The organism is Peribacillus deserti (assembly GCF_002863585.1).
GTDB lineage: Bacteria > Bacillota > Bacilli > Bacillales > DSM-1321 > Paraperibacillus > Paraperibacillus deserti_A.
This window is the reverse complement of record NZ_PGUY01000044.1, coordinates 1-16,373: the sequence shown is the minus strand read 5'-3', so window position 1 is coordinate 16,373 and position 16,373 is coordinate 1. Positions and strand designations below refer to the sequence as shown.

At 41.0% G+C, this 16,373-nt stretch carries 13 protein-coding genes; 3 read left to right on the top strand and 10 right to left on the bottom strand.

Annotation, left to right across the window (positions count from 1 at the left end; all coding sequences use genetic code 11):
• Nucleotides 1-387: 387 nt before the first annotated feature.
• Nucleotides 388-2,148 (bottom strand): adenine deaminase, encoded by a 1,761-nt coding sequence (gene ade / locus CUU66_RS14340; protein ID WP_101643331.1) that lies wholly within the window; start codon nt 2,146-2,148, stop codon nt 388-390.
• A gap of 862 nt (nt 2,149-3,010) precedes the next feature.
• On the opposite strand from ade, the gene CUU66_RS14335 reads away from it, so the two are divergent.
• Nucleotides 3,011-3,580 carry a dienelactone hydrolase family protein gene (locus CUU66_RS14335; RefSeq protein ID WP_101643329.1) on the top strand — a complete coding sequence of 190 codons (570 nt, stop codon included), beginning with the start codon at nt 3,011-3,013 and terminating at the stop codon, nt 3,578-3,580.
• Nucleotides 3,581-3,664: 84 nt separating this feature from the next.
• Here CUU66_RS14335 and CUU66_RS14330 read toward each other — a convergent pair whose 3' ends face one another.
• Genes CUU66_RS14330 through CUU66_RS14320 form a run of 3 tightly spaced genes read right to left on the bottom strand, consistent with a single transcriptional unit; the run spans nt 3,665 to nt 7,352 of the window.
• Complete coding sequence (locus CUU66_RS14330; RefSeq protein WP_101643327.1) at nt 3,665-4,738, bottom strand: Ger(x)C family spore germination protein; 1,074 nt, start codon at nt 4,736-4,738, stop codon at nt 3,665-3,667.
• A complete protein-coding gene (locus tag CUU66_RS14325) occupies nt 4,735-5,859 on the bottom strand; it encodes a GerAB/ArcD/ProY family transporter (RefSeq protein ID WP_101643325.1) in 1,125 nt (374 codons plus the stop codon). Before CUU66_RS14325 ends, CUU66_RS14330 begins: the two co-directional genes overlap by 4 nt.
• Nucleotides 5,859-7,352 carry a spore germination protein gene (locus CUU66_RS14320; RefSeq protein WP_101643323.1) on the bottom strand — a complete coding sequence of 498 codons (1,494 nt, stop codon included), beginning with the start codon at nt 7,350-7,352 and terminating at the stop codon, nt 5,859-5,861. The genes CUU66_RS14325 and CUU66_RS14320 overlap by 1 nt, the downstream gene beginning before the upstream one ends.
• 624 nt (nt 7,353-7,976) lie before the next feature.
• On the opposite strand from CUU66_RS14320, the gene CUU66_RS14315 reads away from it, so the two are divergent.
• The gene (locus CUU66_RS14315) at nt 7,977-8,816 is read left to right on the top strand and encodes a DUF2935 domain-containing protein (protein WP_101643321.1); all 840 of its coding nucleotides are present in this window, start codon (nt 7,977-7,979) and stop codon (nt 8,814-8,816) included.
• A gap of 490 nt (nt 8,817-9,306) precedes the next feature.
• On the opposite strand, the gene CUU66_RS24910 is transcribed toward CUU66_RS14315, so the two are convergent.
• Together CUU66_RS24910 and CUU66_RS24905 are read right to left on the bottom strand one after the other, a co-directional pair.
• Nucleotides 9,307-9,390 carry a hypothetical protein gene (locus tag CUU66_RS24910; protein WP_257968008.1) on the bottom strand — a complete coding sequence of 28 codons (84 nt, stop codon included), beginning with the start codon at nt 9,388-9,390 and terminating at the stop codon, nt 9,307-9,309.
• Nucleotides 9,378-9,776 carry a zinc-binding dehydrogenase gene (locus CUU66_RS24905; RefSeq protein WP_257968007.1) on the bottom strand — a complete coding sequence of 133 codons (399 nt, stop codon included), beginning with the start codon at nt 9,774-9,776 and terminating at the stop codon, nt 9,378-9,380. Before CUU66_RS24905 ends, CUU66_RS24910 begins: the two co-directional genes overlap by 13 nt.
• Nucleotides 9,777-9,938: 162 nt before the next feature.
• On the opposite strand from CUU66_RS24905, the gene CUU66_RS14305 reads away from it, so the two are divergent.
• Nucleotides 9,939-10,442, top strand: coding sequence for a divergent PAP2 family protein (locus CUU66_RS14305; protein ID WP_101643319.1), 504 nt, complete (start codon nt 9,939-9,941; stop codon nt 10,440-10,442).
• A gap of 622 nt (nt 10,443-11,064) precedes the next feature.
• Here CUU66_RS14305 and CUU66_RS14300 read toward each other — a convergent pair.
• From CUU66_RS14300 to CUU66_RS14285, 4 genes are all read right to left on the bottom strand, one after another.
• Nucleotides 11,065-12,045, bottom strand: a complete 981-nt coding sequence (locus CUU66_RS14300) for a 2-hydroxyacid dehydrogenase (RefSeq protein ID WP_101643317.1) — start codon at nt 12,043-12,045, stop codon at nt 11,065-11,067.
• A 22-nt stretch (nt 12,046-12,067) separates the two neighbouring features.
• A complete protein-coding gene (locus CUU66_RS14295) occupies nt 12,068-13,366 on the bottom strand; it encodes an MFS transporter (RefSeq protein WP_101643350.1) in 1,299 nt (432 codons plus the stop codon).
• Nucleotides 13,367-13,948: 582 nt separating this feature from the next.
• Nucleotides 13,949-15,085: a dihydrolipoamide acetyltransferase family protein gene (locus tag CUU66_RS14290; RefSeq protein WP_101643315.1), complete on the bottom strand. Its 1,137-nt coding sequence runs from the start codon at nt 15,083-15,085 to the stop codon at nt 13,949-13,951.
• A gap of 18 nt (nt 15,086-15,103) precedes the next feature.
• Nucleotides 15,104-16,126 (bottom strand): alpha-ketoacid dehydrogenase subunit beta, encoded by a 1,023-nt coding sequence (locus CUU66_RS14285; protein WP_101643313.1) that lies wholly within the window; start codon nt 16,124-16,126, stop codon nt 15,104-15,106.
• Nucleotides 16,127-16,373: the final 247 nt, after the last annotated feature.

Sequence of the window (16,373 nt, the reverse complement as noted above, 5' to 3'; positions counted from 1 at the left end):
TGAGAAGTTTGTGAATAATTGTACTTAAACTACGGGTGCAAGAGTTCAGAAGCAACGCATAGTTGAAGCGTTGCTTTTTCGTCAAAATAACTTAGATAGAATGCCAGCGTCAGCTTTCCGCTTAACTAAACATAAATCGGTGTTGTTTCGCTCTTTTCTTGCCCTAATAACTTTTGATCAATGCAAGCTGAGCCCCGTGGTTTAGCAAGGTATAGCATAGCTCTGTCTTAGCTGTTGAGGATGAATTTCTTTGTTTATTCCTGCTCTAGAAATGGGCATGATGACATATCTCATTGCTCATCTGATACGGGAACCGTTCTGAAACAGAGATGATTAGATCCTTATCTTGAATTTAACATACTTTAATTGTTGATGCTGAAAAATAATTTAAGCTTGTACTGAAATATGCTTTAAATTTTCAACATCAAATAATCCCACATCAGTTAATTTTAAAGCAGGGATGACAGGTAATGCCAAGAAAGAAAGGGTTAGAAAAGGATTGAATTTCTTCGAAGCCTCTATGTAATCTAATCCTTTTTTTAATTCCAATAATTCACTGTATACCTTTTCTGCGGGTTCATCAGATAGTAAACCTGCAATAGGTAAGGCTAGAGAGGCTATTAATTTTTCATTTTCGACAATTACTAAACCTCCACCGATCTGTTTGACCGTTTCTATTGCAAATAGTATATCCTTGTCATTCGTTCCAGCTGTAATTATATTATGCGAATCATGAGCTATAGTAGTTGCAAGTGCCCCTTTTTGAATCCCTAACCCCTTTACAATTCCCAATCCTATATGACCAGTCTCGTGATGTCTTTCTATAACAGCGAGCTTAAGTTGGTCTCGCTCGATGGAAGGCTGAAAGCACTTATTTATAACTTCCACTTCTTCTACTTGGTGTTTCGTTACTAAACTATTTGGGATGATTTCAATAACATGAGCTGAGTTACTTTCTCTCAACTGGATTTGAAGCTGCTCTAACGTAATATCCCCCATGTTTATACTACTTAGTAACGGCTTACTTGGATTTACTTTACAACTATCTTGATTCAGGTATTCTCCGTTTTGTGCTACTAATTTCCCGCCTGAATATACTTCCTCTATTTTAATCTGTTTTAAATCAGTCAATATTAGAAAATCTGCATCATACCCTGGAGCAATTGCCCCCTTGTGCTTTAATCCATAACATTCTGCAGCACTAAATGAAGCCATTTGAATGGCGTTAATTGGATCCACTCCATGTTGAATAGCTAATCTTACATTATGGTCTATACTTCCTTCATATAGTAAATCATCAATATGTTTATCATCTGTTCCAAATAAACAACGCCTTGCATTTTTATCCGTCACCACATCAATCAATTGTGGCAAGTCTTTAGCTACTGATCCTTGTCTAATAATAAGGTACATCCCTCGTTGCAAGCGGTCCTTTGCTTCATTAACGGATATAGCTTCATGATCTGTTTTAATACCTGCTGTCGTATATATGTTAATCGCATCTTGATCTAAGCCCGCAGCGTGACCATCTATTTTAACACCTCTGTCTTTAGCGTCGAATAGTTTATTTAACATACTTTCCTCAGCATGACTGACAGAAGGGAAATCCATAACCTCCCCCAGCCCTAAAACTCTTGGATGATTATAAAACGGAGCTAAATCTTCGGCTTTCAATATTGCTCCAGCATGCTCAAAGGGTGTAGCTGGAACACATGAAGGTACCATTATATAAACATTTAGCGGTAGGTCTTCAGTGCTATCTAACATATAATGAATTCCTTCAGTCCCTGCTACATTAGCGATTTCATGAGGATCAGCGATGATGGTCGTAACTCCATGTGGTAATACTACCTTTGCAAATTCTTTTGGAGTAACCATAGAAGATTCAATATGTACATGACTATCAATAAACGAAGGAGAAATATACTTACCTTTTGCATCTATGACTCGTTCCCCCTCATATTCTCCAAGACCTACAATCACACCATCCTCTATAGCAATGTCTGCTTCTATTAGATCCTGATTAAATACATCTATAATTTTACCGTTCTTAATCACTAATTCTGCTTTTTTTCTTTTGGATGCAGCTTCAATTCTATTCTTTAGAAGTTCCTTCGATTCCTTTTGGGTAAATTGCTTTTTTCTCATTAAAATCCCCTTACTTTTAAAAGATTTAAACACGCTATATTAGGTATTCCCTTTTAGATCATAGGTTATATAGTAACATTTAAATTTTATATACTCGGGAATATAGCTCTTAATATACCGGTGTTAGAAAAGTGTATTAGTGAGTAACCTTAGGAATATATAAACGTCTAAATAATTAAGGTTATTTTATAAAAGAAAATTTACATATCCAAACCCCTGGTACATAAGGGTATCGGTATTTTTTAATTAACCCATATTTGCGTTAAGAAGGATTAACACCTTTTCAAGGACTTATTATTTGGGTTAGGAGTTTTTGCCACCGCAATACTGCATCACAACTAATGACCTCAAAACATAAGGTTGATTACCTTTATTTGTCTACACCGCTATTCAGCATGTTTTCATATACAACGTACTTATCTACCTTTCTAAGCTTTTGTGGATTCAATCATAATTCTTTATTCTTTATTAGTTGAATGATTTTTTGAAAGGCTGTGCCATAAATGTCCGCCATGTCCTGATTAGTCATTTTATCTGTAAATATTGGATTAGTTGCTCTTTTGTCGGCTAGATAACGAATCACCTCCATATTCTTATATACGGGTGATTGAATTTGTGGATTAAAAAATTGTAAAAAAAGCTTTTCAGCTTCTCATTCTTATGGTTTAGGATTATCGCTTTTTTTTGTTAAATTCTATACTGACCTCAAATGCAGCAATTCTTTATTCGGCAGGATTATTGCATAAGCAAGGGGTTGGTTTTATTAAGGTAGATATTTCTAACTCGTAAAGTTCTGCAGGTCAAACAGGTTTTCTTGTCGAAACTTAGACATATGAATTTCATTACATTGGAGGAAAAATAGATGGCAGAAGTTTTGTTATTACACCATGTTTTAGGCCGAACAAAGGGGATTGAAGCAATCGCCGATCAACTGAGAGATGCGGGGCATACTGTGCACGTGCCAGATTTATTTGACGGCCGCATATTTTCCTCGCTGGAGGAAGGCTTGGTATTTGTTAAAGAAATTGGATTTGAAGAAGTGACGGCGCGTGGCGTTCCGGCAGCCTGCGAGCTTTCACGCGATGCCGTCTATGCTGGTTTTTCACTCGGTGTTCCCGCAGCACAGCAGCTGGCTCAAACTCGTGAAGGTGCCAGAGGCGCACTGTTTTTTCATGCCTGCCTCCCCACATCGGCGTTCAATTCTCAGTGGCCGGTAGACTTGCCTGTGCAAATTCACGCCAAGAGTGCAGACCCTTTTCTTGTTGAAGATGGCGACATCAACGCCGCCCATGAGCTTGTGGCGTCGGCCAATCACGCTGAACTTTTTCTGTACGAAGGCAAGGAACATCTCTTCACCGACAGTAGTTTACCGTCTTACGATGCTGACGCGACGAAACTTGTGATCAAGCGGGTTCTCGACTTTCTCGCATAGTTGTTGATCCTAACTCAATTGAAGCTATAGTTAACATACAACGAACAGGCTGCGAAGTGTATCGCAGCCATACTGTACCCTCTATTAAATGGATAAAGGTTCAAGTTCGAAATGACAGTCAACTTTTATTTTTGCACTCTCCCAGAACTTTATCCAGTCTTCTTCTGACATGGGCTTTGAAGCGGGTGCCATCGTCTGTCCGCCTATTTCAAGGGGATCCACTTTCAATTCCTGCAATTTTTTTAACAGTGATACGGTCCCCTCTTCCATATAGCCCTCGAGCTCGTCGACTAATTCATAAATGCTAACCTGCCTGTCCAGGTCTTTTGTGCCCCGGTATTCATCGATTCTGCCTCTATAATGAATGTTAAATGAAACGGTATGGTCATTTAGATTTACATGTGTCGTAACACGTGAACGGACTTCCCCCAGAGAGACGTCCAACGGTGTAATGATCATGTTCTTAAGAAAATGATAGTTGTTAAGGAGCTGAAAAAATTGGTCTTGGTTTTTATCAGTACCACCTTTTAACTTTCCATTCCCAAAAAACCCGGTACCCTCATATCTAAAATTGTCTTTATCCACCCTAAATACCGGAATGTACGGGTCTGAATAAGGAGAATATACTTTTTCCATAAACTCATGAATATTTGTAACCGTAATTTCTCCCTGTTTCCCCTTTTCGTAATGCTTAAACATCCTGTATAGATAGTAATCCAGATCTTTTTGCTGCTGCATGCGATTCTTGATAAATGCTTCGAAATCACCTTTGAATACTACTAGATAAAGCCGCGGAGATACTTCTGGATCGGTTAATATCGTGTCAATCAACGATACAATTCCATTTCTGGCAACCTTTTCATCTATAAACAGCATACGGAGCTGCCCGAGCTTAATTTCCCGGTAATATTTTAAATTAAAGCTCCTTCTTCCCTGTTCTAACAGTGTGACATTGGTTGAAAAAAATTGTTTATCTTCCTTCATGACAGGAGGAACCAATGTAGAGACTTTTAATTTACCTTTTTCTCCTCCTGCTTCTACGGACAAAAAAGTCACAGGCGCGATTTCTTCAACTGTGTTGTCACTTGCAAAAGGAGAACAGCCAGTTAAAAGACACATACTGCTTAATAAAAGCATAAATGAAGTGAATGCCCTCATAGACTGGAACCCCTTCCCTTTATTTTAGTGGCAGCCAGGAGGAGAGATGGAATGAGTAAATAAGTAAAGGCACCAGACCATAATTGCACGTTTGCCCAGCCATTCAGTTCTTTACCTTCTCTCCAATAGAACGACTGAATGAAAAACACACCTGCCAGGACAAGTAAGCACACAGCGTAAAAACCTTTACGTGTAGTTTCTTTATCCTGAGTTCCTGCAGAAATGCGTATGGCACCATATAAACAGAGCAGCAGGACGGATATAAAGAAAACATAGTGAAACATTAGCAGGGAAATCATGATAATTTCCACTCTCTCAAAAACAGGAGATTGAAGGTACCTGATCATATTAACTACTGGAAAACCTATTTTGCCCAGGTAAGTGCTTCCGAAAAAGAACAGACATCCCAAGAAAAGCAGCAAATACTGTAAGATAGAAATCGCATTTGCAATCGATAAATACCTCAGCATCTTTTGCTTGGAATTTAACCAAGGCAGCAACAGAAGTAAGTACTCCGGTCCTGATAAAGAGGACCAGACCATTAATATACCTTTCCAGGGGTTATGCGACCAATCTGTTGGGATCAAAGGATATAGATCATGCAGCTCAGCTCCAGGAGGAAAGAAATAGGGAATATAAAGCAGGATGATCCAAAAGGTACATAGGAAAGCAATAATGCCAAAGCGCAGTGTTTTTTCCATCCCCTGACTGGCAATATAGGTGCTTAGAAGGATAATAAACAGGATCATCCACGGCAGCTGCATAGCAGGAAAAATAAATTGATGGACGATTTCAGCATACCCCAGAATAATCAAACTCATCTTTATAAAAATGAACGCAATCCCGGCAAAGGCTATTATACGAAGCGTCCTCCGTCCTAAAAGATCAGCGAATCCTTGATACCCCTGCTGTGTATATTTAGAAGACAGACACTTTGATAAAATAAAGAGGTTAATCTGAGATAGGATTCCTATTGCAAGTATCCCTAATAATGAATACGGCATCTCTAAAAACTTTGGCAAAAACAATATAAAATAGAGCATTTGTGAACGGTTAGCGAATGCAATAATATATCCCTTTCCAAGCTGAGCAGTCTTATCAAATAATATAAAATCCCCCATTAATGATCATCTCCTCGGTTATATCTCCATTTAAAGAGAGGATGTACATGTGCTGGACGCTTTTTCATCCATGGAATAGGAGCCCGTATGAAGAAATCCATCCAATCTCTCCAATAGAGGGGCGCAACCGGAGCAAAATATGGCTGCTTCAAGCTTGAAAGTCCATTAAGGTGTGCTAGCACATAAATCATTCCAAACACAATTCCTGGAAAGCCCAGTAACGATGATAAAATTAAAAATGCAAATTGAATGAGTGTGTTAGTCTTACTTAACAGATAATTTGGAACTAAAAAAGACGCAATCGCAGCTATACCCACTAAAACAATTAACACCTTGCTTACAAACCCTGCTTCCACTGCTGCCTGGCCAATAACAATACCACCGATTGTACCCAGAGTTGTGCTTGTTTTTGATGGCATCCTCAAACTGGCTTCTTTAATGATTTCCAGAATCAGAAGCATGAATAGCGCTTCCCAGAAGGGGCTAAATGGCAGTTTACTCCTGGATTCTAATAAAACAAACAGAATCTGCAGCGGAATGACCTGATAGTGATGGGTGGTTAACGCAACATACAGAGGGATTAAGGTTGTAGATGCCAAGTAGCTTACATACCGAAGGCATCGCAGGAAACTGGCAACCATCCATTTGTGGATATAGTCCTCTGGTGATTGAAAGAGATGAAAAAAGGTGATAGGAGCAACTAACGCAAAAGGTGTATTTGCCACAAGAATGACTATTTTTCCAAGTCCGAGAGAATAGGCACATTGATCCGGGCGGTCTGTCTGCTGAAACTGCGGAAAGACTGAATGGATGTGATCCTCCATAAACGCTGCCAGATTCGACTGTTCAATCACCATATCAATATTTATTTTGGAAATCTTTTTGCGGGCAATATCTACAATATCTGGATTGGCGATTCCTTCTACATACATTAATACAACCTTCGCTTTAGTCAGGTACCCGGCAGAAAACTTCTCCGTTTTAAGTTCAGTCACCGGAAGCCTTCTTCGAAGCAAAGTGATATTTTGGTCAATCTGTTCGGTGAAACTGTCCTTAGGACCGTATAAAATGGTTTCTGCTTCCGATTGTTCAATACTTCTCCCTAAGGTATTTACAAGCGGAACAGCCCACCAGCGTCCCTTGCCGTCATCAAGGAGCACATGTCCCAGCATCATCAGCTTCTGTGCTTCATCAAGGCTTGACAGAGCACCCGCTTTTACTGAGGCAATACAGGTATGTATCATATCTTCAGAACAATTTTTTAACGGCTGAATGATGGATTCATTTAACCTTTCCACGTCAATTAATGTTCGGATGAAAATAAGAGTTATATTCCGCTCTTTATTAATCCTGTGTTCTATCAATTCTCCATCATCCATATTTGAAATCAGGCCCTTAACAGCGGCTATAGATAAATCTTTACTTTTTTGAAAAAGCTGGTTGCCTTCTTTATTTTCATGACGAACTCGTTTGCTCTTCTTTTTCCAAAACATATAGTTTCTCACCTGAAATCCTTTATAAGTTCTGTAAAAACTCCCTTTCTTTCCAGGTTTATTATGCTCGTTCCCCCTTCTCTTATCCATTTCCTCGTTGAAAAAGCGCCCCCGTCCATGCGGTGACATCCAGTGTAGATCTGTAGCTCTTCAATAAAAAAATGCAAACCCTATATGCAGGATTTGCAAAACTCGTCGGTAACGAATGTAAGACCATTCTAGAAATACATACATCCTAGTATGGTCACATCTTGGACATATTTCAGATAATCAGAGATAACAAGACAAACCTAGACATCATTCATTTGCAAGAATTCCTTTAATATTCCATTCGAATACTGAGATCTGAATCTTAGTTTGTTTTTGATAATTTGTCCCCTCTTTTTCATTTTACGCCTTTGTTATTTATTGAACGTATGTTCTATCGAGAGTAACTGAGCAGTTTAGTTTCATACGTTTAATGTGGGGAAACTAAGATTTTTGTCGATAGTCATAGGCAGATCAAAGATAAAGACCTCTTTATTTCATAATTTCCAAACAAGACCGAACTTTTGCTTTAAGGCATATTCAAAAGACAATGTAAATATGAATAGAACAAAAGAGGCAGTTCAGGGAGGCTATAGAATGATCGGGGATGATACATCTTTGCATGCTGATACCGGTGTTACATCCGGAATGTTTGTTGAACGCTCCTTAAATGAAATTCGTTTTTGGGCTAGGATCATGAAAGAACATTCCTTATTTCTTCGCCTGGGTTTTAGGGCGGAAGATACTCAACTCATTCAAGAGGCTAATCAATTTTATCGCTTATTTGAACAGATCGAACAAACTGCACATTCCTTTAATAATCAAACAGACCCTGAACATATAAGAAGATTTAATTCAGAGGTACAACAAGCTGCAACTAATATTTTCGGATTTAAACGGAAAGTATTAGGACTAATTCTCACGTGCAAATTGCCGGGGGCAAATAATTTCCCACTTTTAGTTGACCATACAAGCAGGGAAGCTAATTATTTTAGAAAACGATTAGTTGAATTAAATCAAGGGAAATTACAATCGCTTCCAGATGCCATTATTAAAGAAAATGTCTTCTTCTTAAGGATAATGGCGGACCATGCTAAATTTATTGGTCATCTCCTTGATCCGTCAGAAAGGAAACTGGTTGATGTAGCACGGAATTTCAGCAATGATTTTGATCAATTGCTGTATCAGGCAAGGGACTTAGAATCTATGAAGCCACAATCACAAACAGCTCCTCTTTTAGATCAATTCCTTGATCAAAATCGGGTGTCGGTGGCATCTCTTAGGGACTTCAAGAAAACAGCCCGTGATTTAATTGAGCAATGTAAAATAAAGAGTATTATTCATCCTCTTTTAGCAGACCATGTTTTCAGGGAAGCTGATAGGTTCCTAGAAATTATTGATATGTTTGACGCGCATCTTACAGGCGGTACCCGCTAACCAAGATAAAGGGAGAAGTTAAGAATGTGCATGTTAGACTAACCAAGCATGATAGTTGGAGTATGAAGAAGATAGTGACTATTGTATTTACAAGAATGTTAAGGACCTTGATGGGTCCTTCTTTGTTCTGGAATAATATAATGATTTTATGCCTAAATCCATGCAGAAACATGCTGATAAAACTTTTTTTGATCTTTTCAAAGGTATTGCGATTTAAAGCTAGAACTTCGGGGTTTTCACTGACATAGTGTTTTTTGCATGCTATAAAAAAGGTCGAGCACATCTCGTTCTCTTTTTTAGACGAGAAGACCTTCTCCTACATATTCTACTGGAATCTGAATACCCTTAGCTGTTGCGAAAACATTGTTAACCGGACAACCGGTCATTCAGCTTACTGCTCTTAGTATTCGTTATTAGGGGCGGAGTGTGGAAGATGATAGATGTGTTGACCCCTGCCACATTGCCTGCGTTCTCCAACTGCACCAAAGTATCAGTGCTGCACCAAAGTTATGATGACATTTCCCTTTTTATGCCCCTTTTCCACGTAGCGGTGAGCCTCAGCTACCTGTTCCAATGGATATACCGTTGATCGATGACCGCTTTAATCTTTCCAGCTTCATAAAGCTCTTTAAGGAAGATTAGATTTGCTTGGTTCTGCATGAGTCCCGCAGTCACAAACATGGCTTTCTTGCTGCCGAGCGCCGCTGTCTGTAACATGTCATATAGAATGGCCAATGAAAGTACCGTGGAAAGGTAGACGCCTCTTTGCGTGAGTGAACCTTTACATTGTGCAAAGGAGCGCTTATCCACCGTATCGAAAATGACGTCATAGGTTTGACCGTTTTTCGTAAAATCTTCCCGGTTATGGTCAATGACCTGATCGGCTCCGTGCGACTTTACCAACTCTACATTTGCTTTACTGCATACTCCTGTGACTTCGGCCCCTAAGTATTTAGCAATCTGAACCGAATCCGAATCTTCATTGCTGGTTAATTAAAAAGGCCAGTATAGACTGCTTACTTGGTTGTAGGGACAAATTCTTGCATACAAAAATCAAAATTGGGTATCAAAAAGGTATATGCCGGATCGAGTTTGGCTGGTCTGTGAATGGAGGAGTTGCACATGGAAAAGATGAATCGAGGAATTTGGACGGCGCTGTCGGCAATTGGCATAGCGCAAGGGCTTAAAATTATTACTCACAAGAAGTTGACGGGAAATTGGGACTTGAAGCAGGCTTTCACAACCGGTGGAATGCCAAGTTCACACTCCGCGGGTGTAGCAGCTCTAGCTTCCTATGTAGCGGCGAATAAAGGATGGCGACATACTGAGACATCGCTTGCAACTGTGTTTGGTGTGATTGTCATGTATGATGCTCAGGGAATTCGCCGCCATACAGGCGAAATTGCGCAGCTCGTGAACGATCTTGAAGATAATTTAGTGAAATTTTCGGGTGAATTTCCCAGCTTTGAGTATGTAGAGCGAGAGAAAGAACTGAAGGAAGTTCTCGGTCATCAGCCAGTGGAAGTAGGAGCTGGTGCTTTGCTTGGCCTTGTGCTTGGTCTTATTTCCGCGAAAATCGAAGATCGTAAGCAAATGAAGCACGAAGAGCTGGAATTAAAAGTATAAATCATTCCAATATGGGTCTCCAATATAAAATGAGTCCTATTATGATATTGTGTGTGTTGTATTGGTAAAGGAAATACCCGTTCGGAAAGTACTCGGAACAGCAGGAATACAGAAGAAATGGAAAAAGCCTTCCTAACAATAGGAGGGCTTTTTGTGCTGTCCAATGCTATAAAAGACCGCAAGAATCCATTTCCTGAATCCTTTCAGCTTCTATTAAGTGTCATTAATTAACCAGCCCCGCGAAGGGCCGGCCGTATTCATTCATTATACATGGGATAATGTAAGCCGGTCTTTTATAAACCGAGTATTCTCTTCTGCTATTAATAGCTTTTATCGAGTATTTTCTGACACAATAACCCCGTCCTAAAAACGTTACCTGATAAATGAGGTATTAAAAAATTAGCTCTGTTAAACGTGACTGTTGATTGCAGCTAGCAGGCACTCGCTTTCCGCGGGGCGGTCCGGGAGCCTCCTCGGCGTTTTTCGCCTGTGGGGTCTCCCTAGACTCGCTTATCCCGCAGGAGTCTCGCATATCCGTTACAATCAACATAGTGCAAAAAATCAACATTGTACTTTAACATAGCCAAAAAATTAAGCCCCGCCATCTCCTGCTGGCAAACTTTTATTTCAATATTCCTTTTAACTCCGGAACCACAGCGGAGGGCTCTTCACCGTTTACAGCGGCTACGAGATTTTCCGCGGCAAGTTTTGCCATTTCAAATCTTGTTTGATGTGTGGCTGAACCGATATGAGGCAGTGTCACCACGTTTGATAGCTGGAGCAGAGGGTTGTCAGGCGATACAGGTTCCTGCTCGAACACGTCTAAGCCCGCTGCAAAGATCACATTATTCTGCAGCGCCTCAATCAGGGAATCTTCGTCCACCGTCTGGCCTCGGGAGGTATTTATAAAGATGGCCGATTTCTTCATCTGTGAAAACTGTTCGCGGCCCATCAGGTGTTTCGTTTCCTGAGTAAATGGAACCATTAACAGCACAAAGTCCGATTCCTGCAAGAGTTCTTCTTGCGTCACAAAAGTGGCGTCAAGCGCTTTTTCTGTATCCATCTTTCTGTTACGGTTATGGTACAAAATATTCATGTTAAAACCAAATTTAGCACGCCTTCCGATGGCTTCTCCAATTCTCCCCATGCCGATAATGCCCAGCGTTTTACCATGCATATCAACGCCGAAGAGAGGTCCATCATCTTTGTTTTCCCATTTACCTTCTTTAACAAGCTTGTCCAGCTCGGGAATCCGGCGGGCGGCTGACAACATTAAAGCCACGCCTAAGTCAGCGACCGTTTCATTCAGAACATCCGGCGTGTTAGTGCCGATGATGTTCCTTTTTTGCATAGCCTCCAGGTCAAAATTGTTATAGCCGACCGAAATGTTGCTGACGGCCTTAAGGTTCGGCGCATGATCGAGCAATTCATCATCAATTTTTTCTCCGGTAATCAGCAGTCCTTGGGCTTCTCCTAACTGCTCCAGCAGCTCTTTCCTTGTAATCGGCTCGGCACCTTCCCATTTTTTGTATGAACAATGCTGTGAAATATAATCTTCTACTTCGGGTGGTACAGGTCTTGCAAGATACACGTATGGCTTCATTGCAGTTTCTCCTTCTCTTGAATCAGTTTTCAATCGGTTTGTTGACGATAAACCAGTAGCAAAGTGCCGCGCAGCCTGCAATCACTCCTCCTGAGATAAAAGCGAGGGAGTAGGATCCGGTGGAATCCACAATCATTCCGGCCACAACAGGGGAAAATGCTCCGCCAAAGTATCCTCCAAAGTTCTGGATCGCCCCGACAGAAGCTACCATCGAAGGCGGTGCGATATCCCCCGCAAGAGCCCAGGCACTCCCTGTCATTGCAGAGATAAAGCAGAGAGCAAGTGTTAATAATGCAAGAGTCACGGCAAGCCCTTCAACAAACGGAACCGCACAGACCACGAAGGCTGCACAAATGGCGCTTATACTGATTAGAATACGTTTCGCTTTAATCGGTGATGTTACGTTCTTATCCACAAGCTTTTTCGTAAGGTACCCTCCAAAAATATTGCCGAAGATTCCGCCTAGCCACGGGATACCCGCATAGATACCAAGCTCTTTTAGGGAGACACCATGAACGTTTGTTAAAAAGAGCGGAAGGAAGACAAGGAAGATGTTCCAGATCCATATGGTACAGAAAAACCCTAGAATCATTCCCCACACGCTGCGATACTTGAACAGTTCTCTCCATTTAATTTTAGAGGTTTGGATGTTTTGCTCAGAACCCGCACCATCTGACCGGATGTATTCCAATTCCATCTGAGAAAGCTTTCGGCTCTGATCGGGGTTTTTATAAAAAATATAAAACCCGATGGCGAAAACAATACCGAGGGCTCCTGTAATATAGAAAAGTGCTCTCCAGCCAAACGTAACCATAATGAAAACGAGCAAAGGCGGGGCAATTGCAGGCCCCCATTTAGAGGAAGAATCCCAAATCCCCGTAGCAAGGCCACGTTCCTTCTTGGGAAACCAATACGAGGTGATCTTGGCCATCGTCGGAAAACAAGGAGCTTCCCCAATGCCAAGCAAAACCCTGGCGGCAATAAATGTAGTCATCTTATGTACAGCCCCTGTCAGCATGGTTGCACCGCTCCACCAAATCAGAGCAATGGTGTACACTTTCTTGGTACCGAAACGGTCGATCAGCCAGCCTGAGGGCAGCTGCATGACCGCATAACTCCATGAAAAAACAGTGCCCAAAAGCCCAATGTCGGTAGCAGTAAGTCCCAGCTCCTTCATCATTTCAGGGGCAGCGATTGAAAGATTCGCACGATCAAGATAATTGATTATGCCTCCAATCAACAGCCAAATAACCACGGTCCAGCGAAACTTCCTTGCAAAATTCACGCTCTTTACTTGCTGTGTCTCAAGCTTTGCTTCCATTGCCAAAGTAAATCCCTCCTAGCTTTTTATAAAGATGCCTTTTGGCAGCGCTTCCAATTTTAAAAAAATTGTGGACAACAATCTGTTGATACTAGGAGGCAACTCTTAGTTGTTCTATATTATAAAACATGGTTCTAAAATAAGAACAAAAAAATACAGATAATTCTGTCAGTAATCGTATTATGGAGCGGGCCTCTTGTCAATAGGAGTTTAGTTGGATGATGATTCATATGATACATTCCTCATTTAAAAAAGAGTACCAACCTCCATACTGAAAATGGAAGATCACATTTGTTTTTAAGGCTGCTTACTGAATCTCTATTGTTTTCTTCTAAACTCCCACTATATTGTTCTTTGGTTATACCGTTAATCCCGGATGCTTTCTTATTGGGTAGTTCAAAATTGGCATAACAAAAAATGGTACCGAAGTAAACATAAATTCCTAAACTGTCATGTCCCGATACTAAAGGAAAGGTAAAAAAAAAGCTGACCCGGATTTAAAATCGGAGCCAGCTTTTTAATGCTGAGACTAAATGATTAATGTAAGTAAGGATTTATCCATTCAACCAATCATCTGAAAAATCACTTTGCAAGCACTTCATCTAATAATTTTGATGGTTCTTGCAGATAGGCAATGACAGTCTGCAGGAATTTTGCAGCTGGAACTCCGTCAATTGCTCTGTGGTCGAAGGTTAAGCTTAGAGGGAGTTTTTTTCTCTCTGTTACTTCACCTTCTTTTAACACTAAATCTGTTACAATCTTACCAGCGCCAAGAATGGCAGCCTCCGGTCGATTTATGATTGGCGTGAAAAATTCGATACCAAAGCTGCCCAGATTGGTAATGGTAAAGGTTCCACCGGACATCTCATCGGTGGAAAGTTTATTTTCTTTTGCTTTTTGGATTAGGCGGTGCACTTGATCTTTTAACTGTATTAAATTGAATTCGTCTGCTTTTTTGATAACAGGAACAAAGAGTCCTTCTTGTGTATCTACAGCTATCCCTAAATGGACCTGTTGATACTGATGTATTTCTTCTTCAAACACATGAGCATTTATATGTTTATGAATCTGCAGTGACTTTGTGACTGCAAAAACCAAAATATCATTCCAGGTAATAGATTCTTGCATTCGGTTTCGTTCTTGATCTAACAGGCTGACATCTGCCCAAGCGGTTTGGGTCAACTGTGCCGATGTCTGCAAGCTATCAGACATCCTCCTGGAAATGGTCTTCCTGACTCCATTGAACGCAAGGACTCTATAATCCGATAATTTCTCCTTCGCCGCGTTTTGAATATCTTGTTCGGTATGCTGGCCATTTCGGCCTGATCCTTTTACAGACGCCAAATCCACACCGAGATCTCGAGCTAGTTTCCGAATACGGGGTGATACCCTTACAAACTGAGTCTCGCCCTGATTGTCAGGAGCAGCCTGTAACTGTTCTTTATTGATAAGGTCATTGTGTTCTCTATTCACTGCATTCTCTGCCGGGGATGAAATGGTTGCGAGAATGTCCCCTACCCCAGCTACCTCTCCTCTTTGAACAAGAATTTCATTCAGTATACCGCTTTCTTCAGCTTCAATCTCAAAGACAGCCTTTTCTGTTTGTACCTCAACGAGCACATCGCCTTCGTTTACAGCGTCTCCTTCTGATTTGTGCCAAAAAATAACGACACTTTCTAAATCTTCCTCGGATGTTTGCGGCAGCTTGACTTCATTCATGACTACAACCCCCTGATATTATCCTTCGTTTACAAGTTTTTTTGCTTCTTTAAAAATTTTTTCAGCACTTGGAAGAACAAATTGCTCTAATGGGCGGCTGTATGGAATGGGCACATCTGGAACCGCTATACGTTTTACAGGCGCTTCAAGATCGTATAAGGCTTCTTCTGCAATAATCGCAGAAACTTCTGCTGTTACTCCATACGATAAATAATCCTCATCTGCCACGACTAACCGGTGTGTTTTGCGGACGGAGGTGAGTATCGTTTCCTTATCAATTGGAGCAAGTGACCGTAAGTCAATGACCTCTGCTTCTATTCCTTCTTTAGAGAGTTTTTCTGCGGCTTGTAAGGCATAATGCATGGTCATTTGAAGTCCGACAATTGTTACGTCTCTTCCTTCCCGCACTACATTTGCTTTGTTTAACGGGACTGTATAGGCCTCTTCAGGAACATGAGATAGGGAAGCATCAAGCTGATCCATCCAGCCCAGGCCTTGAATGGTTTTATGGAACATAAATACCACCGGACTATCGTCCCTGATTGCTGAAATCATCATTCCCTTTAGATCGTATGGAGTGGAAGGAGCTACTACCTTCATCCCTGGCAGATGAGCAAATGTGGCATATAAAGTCTGTGAATGCTGTGCTGCGTCGTTATATCCTCCTCCTACCGCAGTCATCAGCACCATAGGAAGCTTTACATTCCCTCCAGACATGTAGGGGATTTTTGCCATTTGATTATAAATCTGGTCCATACAAACGCCAAAGAAATCGACAAACATCAGCTCAGCAATAGGGCGCATACCTTCTGCCGCAGCACCAATTGCCGCGCCAATAAATGCTGTCTCAGAAATAGGCGTATCCATGACTCGATCTGCACCGAACTTGTCAAACAGCCCTTGTGTTGAACCGAAAATACCTCCGTATGCACCTACATCCTCACCCAATACAAAAACATTTGGATCTCTTTCCATTTCAATTGCAATAGCTTCAGCCATCGCTTTATTGCCTGTTAACATACGGGTCTTTACCGTTTCCATGTGAACTCCCCTTTCATATTTGCTCATTAAGGATTTTGCAGATTTCAATATAATTTTTGAAAAATAACATATACTTGTTTCGTGGACCTTTTCTTAGAAAAAAGTATGGTAGATGTTCGACTCAAAGATTCTCTTTTTATAAGGCTGTTACTCGCAAACTTTGTTGTTATTGAACAAGGGGGTTGATTTCCACTACAGGATGCTCGCGGACCTTAGGGGCGGGCGCTGAGCCTCCTCGGCTTCGCCT